Raw genomic sequence first — 18,571 nt, 5'->3', positions numbered from 1 at the left:
GCGGTGGTTGGGCGAGCAGCACCTCGAGGCAGCGTTGCCGGTCGGGGTTGATCCTCGACGCCACGCGCGCGCCCTCGCCCGCGTCCACGAAGCCGCCATCGCGGGCGAAACGCTGCCCCGCGCACCCCGGACGGTCATCGGCGAATCCTGGTCACGCGTCCAGCGGCTCGGCATCGACCCGGACCGCGGGCCCGCCGTCCCGATCCTCGGCGCCGGCGAGCTCGAGCAGCGCCGCCGCGAGAGCGGGTTGACGCCGCTGCTGCCCCTGTTGCGCGGCGGCCTGCTCAGCCTGGCCGAGCAGGCCGCGCACATCATGGTGGTCGTCGACGCCGCCGGCCACGTCCTCTGGCGCGACGGCTCCAACCCCGTCCGTCACCGCGCCGACCGGCTGGGGTTCGTCGAAGGCGTCGACTGGCAGGAGGAATCCGTCGGCACCAACGCCATCGGCACCGCGCTCGTCGCGCGACGGCCCGTGCAGGTCTACTCCGCCGAACACTACGTGCGGGCTCAGCACGACTGGACCTGTGCCGCCGCGCCGCTGCACGACCCCCGCGACGGCCGGTTGCTCGGCGTGGTCGACCTCTCCGGCCCCGCCGCGACGGTCCACGCCGCCACCCTCGCCCTCGTCGCCGCCGTCGGCCGCCTCGCCGAATCTCAGCTGCGCACCAGCCACCTGACGGACCTGGAGCACCTGCGCGGTGTGGCCGTCCCGTTGCTGGCCAAGGTTTCCGGGCGCGCGCTCGTGACCGATCGCCACGGCTGGATCGCCGCCGCCACCGGCTTCGCGCCCACCGGACGCCTGCCGCTCCCGGGTTCCGTCGAACCCGGGCCGCTCTGGTTGCCCGCCCACGGCCAATGCCTCGTCGAGCCGTTGCCCGGCGGCTGGCTCGTCAGGTTGGTCGCCGGGGAGTGCGCGGGGAATGCTGCGCTCCCTACCCGGGTTGCGCTCGATCTGCGCGTCCCCGGCGAGCCCCTGCTGACCGTCTACGGCGCCGCGGGCGAATGGACCCACCGCGTCTCCCCGCGCCACGCGCAGTTGCTGACCGCGCTCGCCGCGCACCGAACCGGTTGCAGCGCTTCACAATTGGCCGCCGTACTCTTCGGCGACGCGACGCGCACGGTCACCGTTCGCGCCGAGGTTTCTCGGCTGCGGCGGATCGTGGGCGGGATCGTGGTCGGGCGGCCGTACCGGTTCGCCGACAACCTCGAAGTCGTCGTGCACGGATCCGCGGCGGCTGGGTAGTTTCGGCGCCGCGCACGCGGGTTGTGCGCGTTGCCCCGCGTACGCGCAACCACCGTTGGTGTGAGTGATCTTCCTTGCCCGCGTGGCAAGCGGCGATGGTGTGCACCATGACCAAGCGAACTTCGGTGCGGCAGCGCCGGGTCTCCGCGGAGCTGCGGTCGCTGCGGCTGGAGGCGGGGCTGACGTGCAGAGAGGTTTCCGACGGCCTCGGCTTCTCCGAGAGCAAGATCTCGCATGGAGACGGGCAACCGCGGCCTGTACGCCGACGACGTCTCCGCCATCCTCGGCTTCCTCCGAGCACCGAGCGAGAAGCGGCAGGAGCTGATGCAGCTGCTGCGCGAAGGCGAACAACGCAACTGGCACGAGATCCACGGCAAGCTGCCACCCAATTGGAAGCAGCTGATCCGCTTCGAGGACGAAGCTTCGGCCATCGAGAACTACGAGCCCATGGTGATTCCCGGACTCGCGCAAACTCCTGACTACGCGCGAGCGATCATCCAAGCCACCAACTCGACTCTCACCGAGGCTGAGGTCGAGGGACTGGTCGCCGCGCGACTGGCTCGTCAACTGGTCCTGAGCAGACGGGATGGGCCGAACGTCCACCTGCTCATCGAGGAAACCGCGTTGCGCCGCGTGGTCGGCGACCTCGCGACAATGAGGATTCAGCTGGATAATCTGCTCTCTGTCAGCAATCGCAGCAACGTCACCCTGCAAGTGGTGCCCTTCTCAGCGGGCGATCACCCCGGCTTGGAGGGCCCGTCGGTTCTGCTCGAGTTCGTCGATGAGCCAACACTCGCGCACGCCGAAACCCGTAGTGCCAGCAGTTTTATCGAAGACGAGGTGCCGATCAACCGTGTTAAGGTTGCCTGGCGTGGGCTTCTTGCCGTGGCTTTGTCAACCGAGGACTCCGCACGGCTGATTTCCACGGTTGTCGGCAAGATGACCGCACCTTAGGAGCAAGCACGATGATCGCCCCGAACCCTGCCCAGGCAACTTGGCGCAAGAGCTCCTACAGCACCTCCGAGTCCAACTGTGTTGAGGTCGGGGCCTGGCACAAGAGCTCGTACAGCTCAACCGAAGCCAACTGCGTCGAGGTTGGTGGCCGGCACAAGAGTTCGTACAGCACAACGGAAGGGAACTGTGTCGAGGTGGCCACCTCCGTGGTGGAGGTCGGAGTGCGGGACACGAAGGACCGTGTGGCTGGTCACCTCACCGTTTCGGCTGAAGCCTGGACCTCCTTCCTCACCGCCGTCACGCGCTGAGGGAGATCACGTGCTGGTGACACCTTCCGGGTGAGGTTCGCCCGGCTGTCCCTGACCGGCTACCTTCTGCGGGTGGCGTACGGGGAGGATCGGGGATGACCAGCACGGTGACGCGGCCGGAGACGTCTGCGCCCGCTGGGGGCGCGGACGCACCCCCGCCGGAGGAGCCGGAAGGCCGCAGCGGCATCGCGGGGCTCTTGGAGCTGCCCGCCCAGGCGGTGCGCGCCGTCGTGAGAACGGCGAAGACGACGCCCGGCCGGCTGTCGGTGATCGCGGTCGGTGTGGTGCTGCTGTCGTTGGTGGCCGGGCTCATCGCGACGCTGTCCGTGCACGACAAAGATGACACGATCGAGGGTTTGATCGACCACCGCGAGCCACTCGCCGTGGCGGCGCAGCAGGTGTTCCGTTCACTCTCGGACGCGGATGCGACGGCGGCGACCACGTTCCTGTCGGTGGGCGCCGAGCCGCCGGAGCTGCGCCAAAAGTACGAGCAGGACATTGCCGAGGCCGGTTCGGCGCTCGCGAAGGCCGCTTCGGACACCGCGGACGTGGGTGACGCCGCGCACCAGGTGGACATCCTGAACCAGAAGATCCCCGTGTACACCGGGATCGTCGAGACGGCGCGCGCGAACAACCGGCAGGGCTTCCCGTCGGGGGCTTCGTACCTGCGGGAGGCGTCGCAGCTGATGCGTTCGACGATTCTGCCCGCCGCAGAGGCGCTGTACAACGCCGACACCCAGAAGCTGTCCGACGAGCAGGACGACAGCACGTCGTTCCCGTGGGCGGCCGTCGCGCTGCTGCTGGTGCTGGTGGCGGCGCTGGTCGTCACGCAGGTGTACCTCACGCGCAAGACGAACCGCGTGCTGAACATCGGGCTGCTGGTGGCCACGGCGTGCGTGATCGTGTCCATGCTGTGGGGGGCCGTCGCGCTGATCTTCCAGGGCACCTCCGTGGCTTCGGGCAAGACCGACGGGACCTCACAGGTCGACGTGCTGGTCCGGGCGCGCATCGCGGCCCTGCAGGCGAGGGCCGACGAAACCCTGACGCTCGTCGCGCGAGGCGACGGGCAGTCATACGACCAGCAATTCATCACGCTCGCCGAGAAACTCGTCGGCGCCGACGGTCAGGGCGGCCTGCTCGGCCAGGCACGTGATCTCGCCCAGGGCACTCCGGGGCAGCAGAAGATCGAGGCGGCCGAGCAGGCCGCGCGCGAGTGGTCGCTGGCGCACCTCGAAGTGCGCAAGCTGGACGACAGCGGGCAGTACCAGCAGGCCGTCGACTTCGCGACGAGCGTGAGCCAGGGCAGCGCCGCGGCCGCCTTCGCGCGGCTCGACGCGAACCTGCAGGACGCGATCGAGGTGTGCCGCCAGGAGTTCCTCGACGACACGCAGTCCGGCGAGCGGTGGCTGACCGCGCTGGCGCCGGGCGTCGCAGTGCTCGCGGTGCTGGCGGCCGGTGGTGTGACCGTGGGCGTGCGCGAACGCCTGCGGGAGTACCGGTGATCCAGGCGTCTTCGCCGGAGAGCGGTGTGACTGTGCTGGACGTTTGTGTGCTGGACGTGACTGTGCTGGACGTGAGTGGGGGCGTGCGGGTCGTGGGCGTGCGGAGAAGATTGAGGGAGTACCGGTGATTCGGTCGCGTCACTTGTTCCGGGCGGCCGCACTGGTGGTGGTCGCAGTCTTGGCTTCCGCTTGTGGCTCGGCTCTCCAGCCGATCGACCCGGCCCCGGTGAGTGACGCGGCCTGGCCGATGCCCGCCGATGTCGGCGGCCCGGATGCGTCTGCCGGGGGCTCCACGGACGACAGCTGCGACCCCACCGCGAGCCTCTCGCCCGCCGGCGCGTCGACGAGCTCTCCGTCGGTGGCGAAGATCAAGGCGCGCGGCAAGCTGATCGCGGGCGTCGACCAGACCACGTACTTGTTCGGCTTCCGGAACCCGAAGACGGGCAACCTCGAGGGTTTCGACATCGACATGGTCAACCAGATCGCGGCTGCGATCTTCGGCACCGCCGAAGGCCGCGTGCAGTACCGGGCAATCGCGTCGTCGCAGCGGGAGCAGGTGCTGAAGAACCACCAGGTGGACGTGGTGGTGCGGACGTACTCGATCACGTGCGCCCGCTTGAAGGAAGTGGCTTTCTCGACGGTGTACTACGTGGCCGGCCAGAAGATCCTCGTGCCGAAAGCTTCCAACGCCGAGTCGCTGTCGGACCTGAAGGGCAAGCGCGTCTGCGCCACCAAGCAGTCCACGTCCTTGGCCAAGATCGCCACCGACCCGGCGCACCCGATCGCCGTCTCCGTCGACAACTGGTCCGACTGCCTGATCATGCTCCAGCAACACCAGGTCGACGCCGTCTCCACCGACGACACGATCCTCGCCGGCATGGCCGCCCAGGACCCGACCGTCAAGGTCGCCGGCGACCCCATGACCACGGAGAACTACGGCATCGGCATGCCCAAGGACGAGCCCGACCTGGTCCGCTACGTCAACAGCGTCCTCGACACCATCCGCGGCGGCGCCTGGCAGACGAGCTACCAGAAGTGGGTCGGCGCCCGGCTGGGCCCCGCCTCGCCTCCGCCGCCGAAGTACAAATAACCCGGTGCCTACCGCCGCGCTCCGTTCGCTGCCGGCTGGCTCCCGGCAGCACGACGACGGCTCGGCCTGTGGATCTTCGGGCTTCGTCTCGCCTGCGCGGCCTGCGATCCGGCTGATGGCAGGCGGTCCGCGCGGGGACCTTTCGGACCGCCGAAGTACGAGTAGCTCGATGTCTTCGCCCGCGCGCCCACTTCGTCCGCCGTTACCTGCCGGCTTCCGGCGTTCCCCGCCGCGCGGCCGAGCCTCGACCTGCGCCCCGTCGTGCTTCGGCTCGCCCGCGCCTGCGATCCAGCCGGGCTCCGGGCCGCCAGGGGACCTTTCGTGCCGCCGATTCTCGTCCAGTGCGAACGGGCCGGTCGTGCCGTTTCGCAGGTGGGGCCGGTGTTTCTCGGGCTCTTTGGTGGTCCGTTCGAACGGACCTGCGCGGTCCGGACCCCACGATCGTGACGCCCGTCTAGGATCACTGACGGAGTTTTCCGCGAGCTCGGGAGGTAGTTGTGTCGGAGGAGCCGCGCCGTCCTCGGCACGCCGCGCCGGAGGAGAACGCGGGCGCCGAGACGCCTTCGTGGACTCCGCCGCCGCCCGTCCGCTGGGACACTCCGGAACCGTCCGTCTCGGGCCGCCTCGACCCGGCCGCTCGCCCCGCCGACCCCGAATCCCCGACGGTGATCAACACTCCGGTTCACCGCCCGCCGACGCCGGCGCAGGGGGAACCGCACCCGCCGTGGGCGCGGCCGGGCCAGGCTGGTTCAGGCCAGCCGGGTTCCGGTGGCCAGCCCGGCCAGTACTCGTCGAACACCGGCAGCCAGCCCGCCCCGGGCGGCTACCCGCCGGCCCAAGGCACCGGCTACCCGCCCGCACAGGGCACGGGCAGCCAATCGGCTCTCGGCGGCCACCCGCTGGTGCCGAGCACCGGCAGCCAAGCTGCTCCCGGTCAGCCGTCCCCACCGTTCCCGGCGCAGGGCCCCGCGACGGGCAGCCAAGCCGAGCACGGTGGCTACCCACCGGTGCCGAGCACCGGCCCCGTTTCCGGCCAGGCGACCGGTAACCAGCCTGGTTACCCGCAGCCGCCGTTCGGACAGCAGCCGCCGTCGCAGGGCCAGACCTTTACGCCGCAGTCGCAGTCGCGCGCGTACCCGCAGACGCCCGGCTCCCCGCCGCAGTCCCACACCGGCCGGCAGCGCCACCCCGCGCGCCCGGGCACCCAGGGCCAGCCCTACCCCGGCGGTCCGCAGTACCCCGGCCAGCCTGGCAACCGCGTCGCCGAACCGGGTAGCCGGCGCACGCCGTCCCGTGGCGGCGCACAGGGCCCCGAAACCGGTCAGCCAAGCCAAACCAACCAGGCCGACGCCGGTTCGCGCGAAGCCGAGGCCGGGCAGTCCGACGTGACCTCCTCGCCCGCCGGCGCCGAAGCGACCCCGAGTTCGCAGGAATCCGCGTCGAAGGGCGGCGCCGCCGCGACCCACGATTCCGAAGCCGCGGCGAACAACCACACCGCCGGCCCCGACGACAAGAAACTCCCCGGCGTCGAAGACCCCACCCGCCCGCCGGGTGACCTCGCCCCGGTCATCCTCCCGCAGTCCCAGCAGCCGGTCGTCCCCGTCGACCCGGCGGCGCCGATGCCCACCAGCGTTCTCGCGAACCCTAGCCCCGGTACGCAGAGCATCATGCCGCCGTCGCCGCGGGTGCAGCCGAAGGAAGACCTGCCCCACCCCGGCACGGACAGCGTCATCGCGGCGGCCGGCAGCGAAGGCCGCGAGAACAGCGAACAAGGCAGCCAGGGCACGGGCACCGGTAGCGGCTCCGGCTCGCACGGCACCAGCGGCACCGGCTCGTTCCCCGGCACCTCCCGCCGCACCGGCAGCCGCACCTCGTCACGGCGATCACGGCGCGGCCGCCTGGGCGCCGGCCTCATCGACGTTCCCCCGGTCCCGTACCGCGACCCCTCGATGGCCGTGCTCAAGAACCCGGTCGTCTCCGAAGAGAAGCGCTTCTGCGGCAACTGCGGCGCCAAGGTCGGCCGCGCCGAGGACGGCAAGCCCGGCAACCCCGAAGGCACGTGCGACAACTGCGGCACGTCCTTCTCCTTCCTGCCGAAGCTGCAGCCCCACGAGCTCGTCGGCGGCCAGTACGAAGTGCTCGGCGCCCTCGCGTACGGCGGTCTCGGCTGGATCTACCTCGCGCAGGACCACAACGTCTCCGACCGCTGGGTCGTCCTCAAGGGCCTGATCGACACCGGCGACGCCACCGCCATGGCCGCCGCCGCCAACGAGATGCGATTCCTGGCCGAGGTCGAACACCCGAACATCGTCAAGATCCACAACTTCGTGCAGCACCCGGACGCCCAGACCGGCAACTCCGTCGGCTACATCGTGATGGAGTACGTCGGCGGCCAGTCGCTGCGGCAGCTCGCCCTGCAGCACCACCGGGAGAGCAAGCGGCCCGAGCCGTTGCCGATCGGCCAGGTCATCGCGTACGGTCTCGAGATCCTGCCCGCGCTCGGCTACCTCCACAGCCAGGGCCTGCTCTACTGCGACCTCAAACCCGACAACGTGATCCAGACCCACGAGCAGCTGAAGCTGATCGACCTGGGTGCCGTCCGGCGTGTCGACGACTACGAGAGCCCGCTCTTCTTCACCACCGGCTACAGCGCGCCCGAGCTGGCGTCGCAGGGTGCGTCGATCTCGTCGGACCTCTACACCGTCGGCCGCACGCTGGCCGTCCTGAGCTTCGAGTTCCAGGGCTACACCACGAAGTTCAAGACGACGCTGCCCGGTCCGGACCAGGTGCCGCTGTTCGCGCTCTTCGGTTCGTACTACCGGTTCCTCAAGCGCGCGACCCACAACGACCCCGACCGCCGGTTCCTGGCCGCGGAGGACATGGCCGATCAGCTCACGGGCGTGCTGCGCGAGATCATGGCGCTCGGCACGAACAAGCCGCGCCCGGCCGCGTCGACGGTGTTCGGTCCGGAGAGCCGGACGTTCGGCGTGCACCTGGTCGTGCCCGAGGCCGGCACGAGCGTGCCGCTGCCCGAGCCCGCCGAGGTCGTCGCCGGCCTGCCGATCCCGCAGGTCGACACCGACGACCCCGCCGCCGGCGTCCTCGCCACCACCACGGCGCTCGACCCGCGCGAGGCCATCGACGCTCTCGCGGGCGCTCCGCGGGAGTCCATCGAGGTGCGCCTGCGGATCGTCCGCGCGCGCATCGAGCTCGGCGAGTTCGTCGAAGCCCAGCGCCAGCTCCAAGCGGCCCAGTACCTGGCCATCCGCAACGGCTTCCCGCACGACTGGCGCATCGACTGGTACCGCGGCCTCATCGAACTGGCCGGCGCCCGCCCGCGCGTCGCCCACGTCGCCTTCGAGGCCGTGTACGACGACCTTCCCGGCGAGATCGCGCCGAAGCTCGCGCTCGCCGTCAGCGCCGAAGGCGTCGGCGACTACTTCGGCGCCGCGCGCTACTACGAGCTCGTCTGGCGCACCGACCGCACCTACGTGAGCGCCGCCTTCGGCCTCGCACGCGTGTACCTGGCGCAGGGCGCGCGTGCCAGCGCCGTCGAAGTGCTGGAAACCGTCCCCGCGACCTCCACGCACTACCTCGACGCCCAGGTCGCCTCCATCAAGATCAAAACCCAGACCGGCAACGCCGAACAGACCACGGTGTCCGAACAGGACCTCCTCGATGCCTCCGCCCGCCTCGAACGCCTCAACCTCGACGCGGAACGCCGCACCCGCCTGTCCGCCGAAGTCCTGGAAGCCGCCTACGACTGGCTCCGCGCTGACTCCTCGAACCCCTCGGGCACCTCCAAAGTCCTCGGCTACGCCCTCGAAGAACGCGACGTCCGCTTCGGCCTGGAACGCTGCTACCGCACCCTGGCCCGGCTCGCCGGCTCGGCGGAGGACCGCATCACCCTGGTGGACCGCGCGAACTCGATCCGCCCGCGCACCCTGACGTAACTCACCCGCCCGGCCGCGTTGGGTCCGCCTCGGTGGGCGCTGCCTCGTGCCGCCTGCGCGGGCTGGTGTAACTGTGGTGGCGCTTGCCGCGTTCGTTGCGACGTGGCGGGCGCTGCTTCGATCCGCGTGCGCAGGTTGGCGCACCTGCGGTCGGGGTTCGCCGGTGTTCGGTCTGGCTTGGTGAGGGTCGCCTCGGCACGTCTGCGCAGGCTTGGCGCACCTGCGGTGGGGCTTGCCGGTGTTTGATCTGGCTTGGCGGGGTCGTCTTGGCGCGTCTGCGCGGCTTGGCGTGCCTGCGGTCGGTGCACGCCGGTGTTCAATCTGGCTTGGTGAGGGTCGCCTCGGCACGTCTGCGCAGGCTTGGCGCACCTGCGGTCGGTGCGCGCCGGTGTTCAATCTGGCTTGGTGAGGGTCGCCTCGACACGCCTGCGCAGGTTTGGTGCACCTGCGGTGGGGTTTGCCGGTGTTTGTCCGGCTTGGCGAGGGTCGCCTTGGCGCGCGTGCGGGCTTGGTGAGCCTGCGGTCGGTGCGTGCCGGTGTTCGATCTGGCTTGGTGAGGGTCGCCTCGACACGCCTGCGCAGGTTTGGTGCACCTGCGGTGGGGTTTGCCGGTGTTTGTCCGGCTTGGCGAGGGTCGCCTTGGCGCGCGTGCGCAGGTTGGCGCACCTGGGGTCGGGGCTCGCCGACGTTCGGTTCGACTCGGCGAGCGTCTCCTTGGCAGCACGCGTTCGCGGACTGGCACAAGTGCGGTAAAGGCTCGCCGGTGGTTCGATCCAACTCGGCGAGGGTCGCCTCGGCACGTCTGCGCGGGTTGGCGAGCCTGCGGTCGGTGCGCGCCGGTGTTCGATCCGGCTTGGCGAAGGTCGCCTCCGCACGCCTGCGCACGTTGACGAAGGTGCGCTCGACTGCGGCCGGTGTTGAAACCGACGCTGCGGATGCGGCCTCGATCCGCCCGCTCACGTTGGCATGGCTCCGGTCAGCGCCCGGCGGCGTCGGATCCCACGCGGCGGGTGCTCGGCCGGCAGCCGCGAGAACTCCTGTCAGGCTGCCCGACGTAACTTCGCCGGTGTGCATGTCCGGCCGGGCTCGAACCGGCCCGGCGGGCACGACTCAAGCCGCTGCGTGATCTCAACCCGAGGCTCGACGACCAGCCCGTTTCGCCGTCGCTCGTCAGCAACGAAGCCCGGGACCAGTGGTAGAGCCCCCGCGCGCCCGCCGGCTCGACCGCGCGCGTCCCCAAACGCTGATGGCACCTTGGCCCGGCGCGGCCGCCCCCGCCTTCGTCCACTCCACGACTTCGACCCTCCGGGTGACCGTCAGCCCGCGCGCCGATCACCCGGCGAGACTGCCGCCCCACACCCCCTCATCCGTAGTTGTCCACAGCATGCCCAAGTTGTGGACAACTCGGCCTCCAATCCGCTCAACCAGCGTTTTTGTCGGTGGCCAAAGGTAGAATGGATCCGGGGACGCCCCCCTGGGGAGGGCGGGGGCTCGTCCGCCGAGCCGCAGGGCCGCGGCAGCCCGGCCAAGGCCGTCACGCGCGATCAGGCCGGAGGTCAGGGGTTGATCTCCCACTCCTCATCACGCTGCCGCTTCTGCTTCTCGCGGGCGTCGGCCAGCTTCTGCAGCGCCGTGGAGTCACCGTGGGTGGTGAAGTGCTCGAAGCCGACCGCCACGAACAGGGCGCGGGCAGTCACCGCGATGAGGCCGTCGGGGGAGTCGAGGTGACCGTCGGCGCTCACGTAGATCTTGCGGCCCGCCGTGCCGTCCAGACGGGCTTCGATGTGCAGCGTCGAGCCGACGGGCACGGGGCGGCGGAAGTCGGTCTCGAGCTTGCCCGTCACGGCGGGCCGCCGCAGCAGATTGCCGACCGCCGAGCCCAGGGCCTCGTCGAACGCGCACGCCAGCAGCCCGCCGTGGGCGAGGCCGGGCGCGCCCTGGTGGGCGGGCGTCACGGTGAACTTGGAGAGCACCGTGTGCCCCTCCCCGACGACCGAGCGCAGGCGCAGGCCCGCGTCGATCTCGTCGCCGCAGCCGAAGCACTCGTCGAAGTGCACGCCCAGTTCGGTGCCAGGCGATGGGGCCTTCGGGTGCAGCGCGGGAGGCTCCACGGACACCGGCGGCCACGGTCCTGAAACACGACTCATGCGCTGACGTTAACCCGCCAGTAGCCGTTCGGGGTACGCAGCCTGACCTGCGACGCGCGTTTTCCTCGGCGCACAGTAGTCGGAAAATTCCGGACGGTAGATATTTCGCGACTCACGCTGCCGATTAATCCACGCGGGACGAGACTCGGGAAATGAGCTGTTTCGGAGCTACTGGGTCGCGTACGAGGAGGTCGTCGCGGGGATGAGTGAGGCAACGGCGAAGAAACCGGACGTGGACCAGAGAACCGTCATACGGGCGGTCTGGGCCTCCGCGATGGGTAACGCGACCGAGTGGTACGACTACGGCGTCTTCACCTCGGGTGCGATCGCGACGAGCATCGGCACGGTGTTCTTCCCCGGCGAGGGCAACGCCGTGCTGAAGTCGCTCGCACTGGTCGCGGTCGGGTTCATCGTGCGGCCGTTCGGCGGAGCGTTCTTCGGTCCGCTGGGCGACAAACTGGGACGCCAGAAGGTTCTCGCGATCACGATCCTGCTGATGTCGGGCTGCACCTTCCTGGTGGGCGTGCTCCCGACGTACGCGGGCGGCTACAGCATGGGCATCGGCGCGCCGATCGCGATCCTGTTGCTGCGCTTGATCCAGGGCTTCTCCACAGGTGGTGAATACGGCGGCGCGGCAACGTTCATCGCCGAGTACGCACCGACGAAACGCCGTGGTTTCTTCGGATCCTTCCTCGAGTTCGGGACGCTGAGCGGCTACGTGCTGGGCAACATCGTCGTGCTCGCGGTCACGCTGTCGCTGCCGATGGATCAGGTCGAGGCGTGGGGCTGGCGGATCCCGTTCTTCGTCGCGCTGCCGCTTGGCCTCATCGGTCTGTACCTGCGGTCGCGGCTCGAGGACACGCCGGAGTTCAAGCGGCTCGAGGCGGCCGGCGAGAAGCCGAAGAAGGCGCCGCTGAAGGAGACGTTCACCCGCAACTGGCGGATGATCCTCAACCTCATCGGCATCGTGCTGCTGTTGAACATCGCGGACTACATGCTGCTGACGACGATGCCGACGTACTTCACGGACACGTTGCACATCAACGACAACACCTCGACGTTGATCATCATCGGCGTCGAACTGGTGCAGATGGCGATCATCCTGCCGCTGGGCGGGCTGTCCGACCGCATCGGCCGCAAGCCGCTGCTGCTGACGGCGGCGATCGGGTTCCTGGTGCTGAGCTGGCCGTGCATCAAGCTGATGCAGTCCGGCAGCATCCTGTGGCTGATCGTCGGGTTCGGCATCGTCGCGCTGCTGCTGGTGCTGATGCTTGCCGTGATCGGCTCGACGTTCCCGGCGATGTTCCCGACACGCGTGCGGTACGGCTCGTTCGCCATCGGTTACAACGTGTCGACCTCGCTGTTCGGCGGGACCTGTGGTGTCGTCGTGACGGCCCTGATCCAGAGCACCGGCAACAAGGACTGGCCGGCGTACTACCTGATCATCGCCGCCGCGATCGCGCTGATCCCGATCATCAAGATCCCGGAGACCTCGCGGGTGCCGATCGAGCAGATCGACACCTCCGACACGGGCGGCAAGCTGGCCGGCGCCACCCGCTGAGTTCCGCTCGACGAGAAACGGCCCGCCCCTGCTTCGGGGGCGGGCCGTTTCCTTTGTAGACAGTCGATCAGCTCGGCTCAGCCGGCTGACTCGGCTTGCTGGGCTCAGCGCACCTCGGCGACAGCCTGGGCCGGACGGGGAGCGAAGCGCTTCCGCGACCAGATCGCCAGCCCACCGGCGATACCAACAGCTACTACGGTTTCCATGATCAGCGCCGCGAACACCATTTGCTTCCTCCTCGAGTTCTCGGGCCGGCTGCGCCGGCTGAGCAACGGACCTTGTCGACGATCCGCGTGACCGCCACAGGGAACATCGCCACGTAAGCCGCGGATATTTCGCCGAAAACCCACCTGATGAGCGTGACGTCGGACACCCTCCTGTCGAGGGGTAACAGGGGCCTGAACAGCGGAAAGGCCCTCACTGAGTGAGATGTCCAGACCAAATTTTCGTCGCGTTCGTCCGGCTCGGTTCACGCCCGGTCGTCTCACTCCCGCGGCGCCGGATTGGTCCGCCCACCGCCGCGGCTGCGGTACGAACGGTCCCCTCACGCGACCGGGAACGAGCGGTCCTCTCGCGCCGCCGGTACGAACGTTCCAGCCGTGCTCCCGACCGAATTGGTCCACCCACACGCCGCCCAGCGCGACTGGACCAATCATGCGCGCGGCTGGCACCACAGCTCCCTTCGTGACTGCCAGTCGCCGCACAGCAGGAAGGCCGTCGATCGCAGGTTGTGCGCGCGCGCGCCGAAATAGCGCGCGAACTCGCCGTCCCACGGCGAGCCCGGCCCGGACCTCGGACGCGAGCGCGAGATACCTTCGCGATCAGCTCCAGATCGCCGGCAGGTTCGCCTCGCCCGTCGGGCCTGCGGGGATCGCGGTCGGCACGCGGACCTGGCCGGGCGCCGGCGTCGGCAGCGACGGGACGGCCGTCGGCGGTGCCACCTCCGTCGGGCGCTGCGCGGGCAACGTCGGCGCGGTCGGCAGGGCGGTGGCCGGCGGCTGGGCGGGCAGCGTCGGGGCCGTCGGCTGGGTGGTGGCGGGCGGAGCCTGAACCGGCGCCGGCTGCGCGAACGCCACCGCCCCGCCCGTCACGGCGCCCCCGGCCAGCAGCACCGCACCCACACTCAACGCGAAACGAATACGCAAGACATCTCCTCGACTCGGGCGGGCACCCGCGGCGCCCCTTCTGCCGGTAGCCATGCGGGCGCCACCCATTCGGGTTGCTTCGACTTTTCCCGATCCCCACGGGACCGTTCGCCCGCGAAAAAACGGCCGGGCGGCCCCTCAACGGGGACCACCCGGCCGTCTGCCGCGAAACCGTCAGGCGAGCGCGGAGAGCTTGCTCCACGAAGCCCAGTCGTACGTCCAGTCGCTGTAGTCGCCGTCCTTGGAGGTCAGCGTCTGCGTGCTGCCCGTGATCTCCACCGGGTCACCGGGGAGCACGCTGTCGTAGTAGATCTTCGCGTTGGCCGGCGACAGGTTCAGACAGCCGTGCGAGATGTTCTTCTTGCCCTGCGCCCAGACGGAGCCGGCGAGCCCGTGGATGAACTCGCCGTTGTTGGAGATCCGGACGGCCCACGGCACGTTCACGTCGGTGTAGCCGTAGCGCGGGTTGCTCATCGAGTACGTCGCGTGCTTCGACATCACCACGTGCACCCCGCTGTGGGTGACGCGGCCCGGGTCGGAGTCCAGGCCGTAGCTGACCGGGAAGTCCATGACCTGTTTGCCATCGCGGATCACCTGCATGCGGTGCTGCTGGGTGTTGCCCTTGACGATCTGCGAACGCCCGATCGTGAAGGTCGCCGAGACGTCCTGGCGCCCGTAGGTGCCGTTGCCCATCGCGACGCCGTAGATGTTCGCGTTGACCTTCACCGTCGTGCCGGGCTGGAAGTACTCCTTCGGGCGCCAGTGCACGGAGGTGTCACCGTTGAGCCAGGCCCACGAGCCCTCCGTCTTCGGCGTCGTCTCCACCGACAGCGCCTTCTCGACGGCCGCCTTGTCCTTCACCGCGCTCGGGAAGGTCAGGGCGATCGGCATCGCGATGCCGTAGGTCTGGCCGTCGCCGACGTTCAGGCTGCCGGCCATCTGCCGCCGGGGCTTCACGGTGGTGAAGGCGCCGCCGATCTGCACCTGCTTGCCGTCGTTGCCCATCGCCTGGCCCGACCAGGTGTACGTCTTGTTGTAACCGAGGTCCTCGGTCGTGCTCCAGCTCTTCTTGTCCGCCGACGGCTGGCCCTCCACCTGCTTGCCGTCGGGGTTCGTGAGCGTGACGGAGCCGAGCGTGCCGTCCGCGACGCTCACCTTCACCGGATCACCCGGCGACACGTCCTTCGCGCCCGCAGCGGGCGACAGCGTGATGCTCGCCGGCTTCGCGACGGGCGCTTCCTTCGTGGGACCCCCGCCGGCAGCACCGCTCGCGCTCACCGTCGCCGGGTCGCTGCTGCACGCCCCGAGCGCCAGCGCGGCCACGACCCCCAGCACCGCGAGGCCAGCGCGGCGGCGTGCGAAGTGTCGGATAGTCACACTGATCCCCAATCTCCCCTGGACAACCCCAACCACCCAGACGTCCCGACGAGCTCGACGTTGATCGATTGGGTGGTGACCAATGTCACAACGCCTGTGGGGCGGTGACGCACGACGTTCGACCGGCTTCGTTACGTGCATCGGCGAAGTCGGTCGATCTCCGGCATTGCCGCGCTCAGTAAGCCTAACCGGCGAGTCCGACAGCGCTGCGTAGGCGGCGATACGACGTTCCGGTGACGTGCGGGTCTGTGAACCGATCCAAGAGATCACAGGCTTCAGATTTGGCCAGATCCCGGTAGGCTGCTCAGCAGGCCGTCGTTTTGCGTGTTCGTGGCTTCACACTCGCGGAACTTCCGACGCGAGCCGTGGGGCCCTACAGCTCTTCGCTCCTCTCGTTGGAACCGCCCGGGATGGCCGGGGTGCCGCTTCGGTGGCATTCGAAGCGGATGTTTTTGCGAGGAGTACAGCGGTGGCGCAAGGCACTGTGAAGTGGTTCAACGCGGAGAAGGGCTTCGGCTTCATCGCGCAGGACGGCGGCGAAGGCGACGTGTTCGTTCACTACTCGGAGATCGAGGGCCGCGGTTTCCGCACCCTCGAGGAGAACCAGCGAGTGGAGTTCGAGGTCGGCCAGGGTCAGAAGGGGCCGCAGGCCCAGAAGGTTCGCGCGATCTGACACAGGCCCAGCGCGTTTTCTCAGGCCTGATTGGGGCCCCCGGCGAGTGATCGCCGGGGGTTCTTCTTTTTGTTGTAGGGGTTGAGGTTGTCTGTGAGATGTGCGCGTCTTCCGGTGAAGCCGTCCGCTCTACTGTGAGTAGAGCGGTGGGCTTCGCGCAGGCTACACGGTTCTACTTTCGGTACCAGTGAGGGATGAGTGATTCTGCTGGGGTGCAAGTGGGGAAGCCCGATTAGGCCAACCGGTGGTCGAATTCGTCCGATTCCAGGACGCGTCGCGAGTGGCCCGGTCGGCGGTTGTGTACCGGCCACGAGCGGTCCCTTCGCACTCAGGCGGCGCGCGATTAGTCCTCTCGATCGCGTGGCTTTGCGCGAACGGCCCCATCGCTCACCCGCGCGCGTGCACCAGCTCACGAAAGAAGCCCCCGGCGACAACACGCCGGGGGCTTCTGGGGTCAGTGTCAGCGAACCGGACCGCCCGGCCGCTGGGCGAACGTCAGCGTGGAAGCAGTGGACCGTCGAACGAGCCGGCCGGGAAGCTGTACTCGTCGGTCAACGCATCGGACTCGCGGCGGCTTTGCGCGGACGACGCCTGGCCCTCCCAGGAGAGTCGTTCAAGGATCCACTCCATCGCGAGGGCCTGGGGCGAGATGTCGCGCTCGGCGGCGAGCTCTTTGAGCTGCTGGGACGCGATGAGGTTCATCCGCACCTGGTAGACCTGCGCTTCGCCGAAGCGCTTGCCGGTGCCGGTGCTTTCGGGGTCGGCGTCCGGGGCGAGGGCCGCGAGGTAGCTGGTGAGCTCCTTGTCCTCGACGACTTCGTCGCCCACCGGCTTGGCGGCGTTGCGGTGCCGTCCGGCGGGGACGGCCTTGAGGTTCGTACGGCTGCCGAGGCGGCCGAGTGAGGGAAGAGGCACCCGCACACGATAACGGTTAGGTCTCGGCAAACAAACCACTGTGAGACACGACACAAGCAATTCGCTGCCCGTTAAGCGCATTCGACCACCTGACCGGCCCAGCAGATAAACAACGTTCAACGACTGTCTGTTGATGTCGTTGATCACGCTGCGGCAAGTGAACGAATCACCAGGTCGCCGCGCGAAACCGCAGAAATGGAGAGACCCCCGCGCCAGGGGGAGGAACGCGGGGGTCGGAGGGGATCTCCACAGGCGCTGACCGGGGGTGTGTCAGCACCATCGATTGTTGCACGAGTTCCCGGCTTCGGCGAGTGGGAGCGGTGAGAAATCCGCTCTCTGGTTCACATTCACCATCTCGTGAATGCATTGCACGATTGCTCTGGGTTGTGCGGAGAGTGTTCCCAGGTTCACTCTCCGGGGGGCTGCCCGTTGCGCTCGGCTCTGGTTAGCCTCGCGGCCAGTTGTTCCGAACCGGGCGGAGGGGCCATGAGCGGTTCTGTGGAAGTTCGACAGTTCCTCCTTCGGTACGAAGGTGCCGACGGAGGCAGCACATCGCTGGCCGGTGGTGTGCCGGCGCAGCGCGGGGCCAACGACGCCCAGCGCGTCTCCGACGACCAGGTGCGCCGGGCGCGCCTCGCGGTCGCGAACGGGGCCCTCGGGGTCGAAGACTGCACCCAGTTGCTCGAGATGTTGGGGCTGGACCTCGACGAGAGCGGTCAGGCGCCCGTGCAGCGCTGATCTCCTGAACGTGGCGGGACCGGTCGCGCCTGAGCGCGGCCGGCCCCCGTTTTCTGCTCAGGTTCCTCGCCGCGGCTTTGGTAACAGTGTTCTTTTTAGCGGCATGGAACTGGCGACGGCAATCGCGCGGGACATCCGCAGTGTGGTGCAGTCGGTGGGCGGGGCGTTCATGACGTCGCCTGAGCTAGCCGAGGTCGAGGCGGCGGCCGGGCTGCCGCCTCGCACGCTTTACGTGCGCGGCCGCTCGGCGGTGCTCGGCGACGTGCCACCGGTGGTGGCGGCGGAGGCGTTCGGCATCTTCCCGAAGTGGCTGTTCGACCTGGCGCTACCGGCAGCCTCGGCGGTGCTCGACGTGCCGGCGTCCGTGCGCGTATACGTCGGGGGTCTCGCGCGGTGGTCGCGCAACCACCTCACGGACATCGAATCGCCGCGCGAGCTCGCCGATTTGCTACTACGCGTGACGAATGCCGCCGACGCGAGTGGATTGGTGCTGTTCGCCGGCTGGCGCGAGGTCCCGCCGCCCGCCGGCGACGTCGAACGCCTCGGCTTCGCCCTCATGCTCTTCCGCGAACTCCGGGGCGGCCTCCACTTCGCCGCGCTGCGCGCCTCGGGGCTCTCGGTGCCGGAGGCCGTCGTAGTCGACCCGGAGGGTGGCCATGGCCGGCTCCTGCGCACGGCGTGGCCGGCCGAGGATGCCGACGCCCTCATCGCCACGGCTCGCCCCGACGCCGCGCGGCGGTGGCAAACCGCCGAAACCCTCACCGACATCGACGAGCTCTTCGCCGCGGCCCTGTCTTGCGCCGAGATCGACGAGCTGGCGCGTAGGCTGGCGTCGTTGGACCGTTCTCGCAGGTCCTGACCCTTGCGGGAGTGTTAGTCACCCCCCGGTGCAGGGCCGTGGTGGCGTGCCCTATGCTTGTAATCGCTCCCGGGGGAACCTGAGAGCGCGGTCGGTCGGTTCGCCG

The 18,571-nt window shown here is 69.2% G+C and carries 15 protein-coding genes and 1 pseudogene; 10 read left to right on the top strand and 6 right to left on the bottom strand.

The genetic code is table 11. From position 1 onward, the window contains the following. Positions 1-7: 7 nt before the first annotated feature. From I6J71_RS42055 to I6J71_RS42030, 6 genes are all read left to right on the top strand, one after another. Entirely contained in the window at positions 8-1,243 is a 1,236-nt protein-coding gene (locus I6J71_RS42055; protein WP_204091930.1) for a helix-turn-helix domain-containing protein, read from the top strand. 234 nt (positions 1,244-1,477) lie between these two features. After that, the gene (locus I6J71_RS42050; protein WP_239154216.1) at positions 1,478-2,197 is read left to right on the top strand and encodes a DUF5753 domain-containing protein; all 720 of its coding nucleotides are present in this window, start codon (positions 1,478-1,480) and stop codon (positions 2,195-2,197) included. Positions 2,198-2,208: 11 nt separating this feature from the next. Then, positions 2,209-2,505 (top strand): DUF397 domain-containing protein, encoded by a 297-nt coding sequence (locus tag I6J71_RS42045; RefSeq protein WP_204091929.1) that lies wholly within the window; start codon positions 2,209-2,211, stop codon positions 2,503-2,505. 95 nt (positions 2,506-2,600) lie between these two features. Continuing rightward, positions 2,601-4,007, top strand: coding sequence for a hypothetical protein (locus I6J71_RS42040; protein WP_204091928.1), 1,407 nt, complete (start codon positions 2,601-2,603; stop codon positions 4,005-4,007). A 226-nt stretch (positions 4,008-4,233) separates the two neighbouring features. After that, positions 4,234-5,097: a glutamate ABC transporter substrate-binding protein gene (locus I6J71_RS42035; RefSeq protein ID WP_239154215.1), complete on the top strand. Its 864-nt coding sequence runs from the start codon at positions 4,234-4,236 to the stop codon at positions 5,095-5,097. A 1,619-nt stretch (positions 5,098-6,716) separates the two neighbouring features. After that, positions 6,717-9,050, top strand: a complete 2,334-nt coding sequence (locus I6J71_RS42030; RefSeq protein ID WP_304503293.1) for a serine/threonine-protein kinase — start codon at positions 6,717-6,719, stop codon at positions 9,048-9,050. Between the two features lie 1,556 nt (positions 9,051-10,606). On the opposite strand, the gene I6J71_RS42025 is transcribed toward I6J71_RS42030, so the two are convergent. Then, the gene (locus tag I6J71_RS42025; RefSeq protein ID WP_204091927.1) at positions 10,607-11,197 is read right to left on the bottom strand and encodes a PaaI family thioesterase; all 591 of its coding nucleotides are present in this window, start codon (positions 11,195-11,197) and stop codon (positions 10,607-10,609) included. A gap of 232 nt (positions 11,198-11,429) precedes the next feature. Here I6J71_RS42025 and I6J71_RS42020 point away from each other — a divergent pair, with 232 nt between their 5' ends. Beyond that, entirely contained in the window at positions 11,430-12,758 is a 1,329-nt protein-coding gene (locus I6J71_RS42020) for an MFS transporter (RefSeq protein ID WP_204097514.1), read from the top strand. A 104-nt stretch (positions 12,759-12,862) separates the two neighbouring features. Here the strand turns inward: I6J71_RS42020 and I6J71_RS50075 are convergent, their stop codons facing one another. From I6J71_RS50075 to I6J71_RS42010, 4 genes and pseudogenes are all read right to left on the bottom strand, one after another. After that, positions 12,863-12,985 (bottom strand): hypothetical protein, encoded by a 123-nt coding sequence (locus I6J71_RS50075; protein WP_255570664.1) that lies wholly within the window; start codon positions 12,983-12,985, stop codon positions 12,863-12,865. Between the two features lie 446 nt (positions 12,986-13,431). Further along, positions 13,432-13,569: pseudogene (locus tag I6J71_RS49445) on the bottom strand (SigE family RNA polymerase sigma factor); the annotation flags it as partial. Between the two features lie 10 nt (positions 13,570-13,579). Next, positions 13,580-13,903: a hypothetical protein gene (locus tag I6J71_RS42015; RefSeq protein ID WP_204091926.1), complete on the bottom strand. Its 324-nt coding sequence runs from the start codon at positions 13,901-13,903 to the stop codon at positions 13,580-13,582. Between the two features lie 174 nt (positions 13,904-14,077). After that, positions 14,078-15,280: an Ig-like domain-containing protein gene (locus I6J71_RS42010; RefSeq protein WP_239154213.1), complete on the bottom strand. Its 1,203-nt coding sequence runs from the start codon at positions 15,278-15,280 to the stop codon at positions 14,078-14,080. 469 nt (positions 15,281-15,749) lie between these two features. On the opposite strand from I6J71_RS42010, the gene I6J71_RS42005 reads away from it, so the two are divergent. Continuing rightward, positions 15,750-15,953, top strand: a complete 204-nt coding sequence (locus tag I6J71_RS42005) for a cold-shock protein (RefSeq protein ID WP_003097368.1) — start codon at positions 15,750-15,752, stop codon at positions 15,951-15,953. Between the two features lie 495 nt (positions 15,954-16,448). Here the strand turns inward: I6J71_RS42005 and I6J71_RS42000 are convergent, their stop codons facing one another. Next, positions 16,449-16,868, bottom strand: a complete 420-nt coding sequence (locus I6J71_RS42000) for a hypothetical protein (RefSeq protein ID WP_204091924.1) — start codon at positions 16,866-16,868, stop codon at positions 16,449-16,451. 486 nt (positions 16,869-17,354) lie between these two features. On the opposite strand from I6J71_RS42000, the gene I6J71_RS41995 reads away from it, so the two are divergent. Beyond that, positions 17,355-17,606 carry a hypothetical protein gene (locus tag I6J71_RS41995; RefSeq protein ID WP_204091923.1) on the top strand — a complete coding sequence of 84 codons (252 nt, stop codon included), beginning with the start codon at positions 17,355-17,357 and terminating at the stop codon, positions 17,604-17,606. A gap of 103 nt (positions 17,607-17,709) precedes the next feature. Next, entirely contained in the window at positions 17,710-18,465 is a 756-nt protein-coding gene (locus I6J71_RS41990; RefSeq protein WP_204091922.1) for a hypothetical protein, read from the top strand. Positions 18,466-18,571 lie beyond the last annotated feature (106 nt).

Origin of the sequence: Amycolatopsis sp. FDAARGOS 1241, assembly GCF_016889705.1 — a bacterium.
Taxonomy (GTDB): domain Bacteria; phylum Actinomycetota; class Actinomycetes; order Mycobacteriales; family Pseudonocardiaceae; genus Amycolatopsis.
The sequence above is the reverse complement of the archived record's forward strand: the minus strand, read 5'-3'. Positions and strand labels throughout refer to the sequence as shown.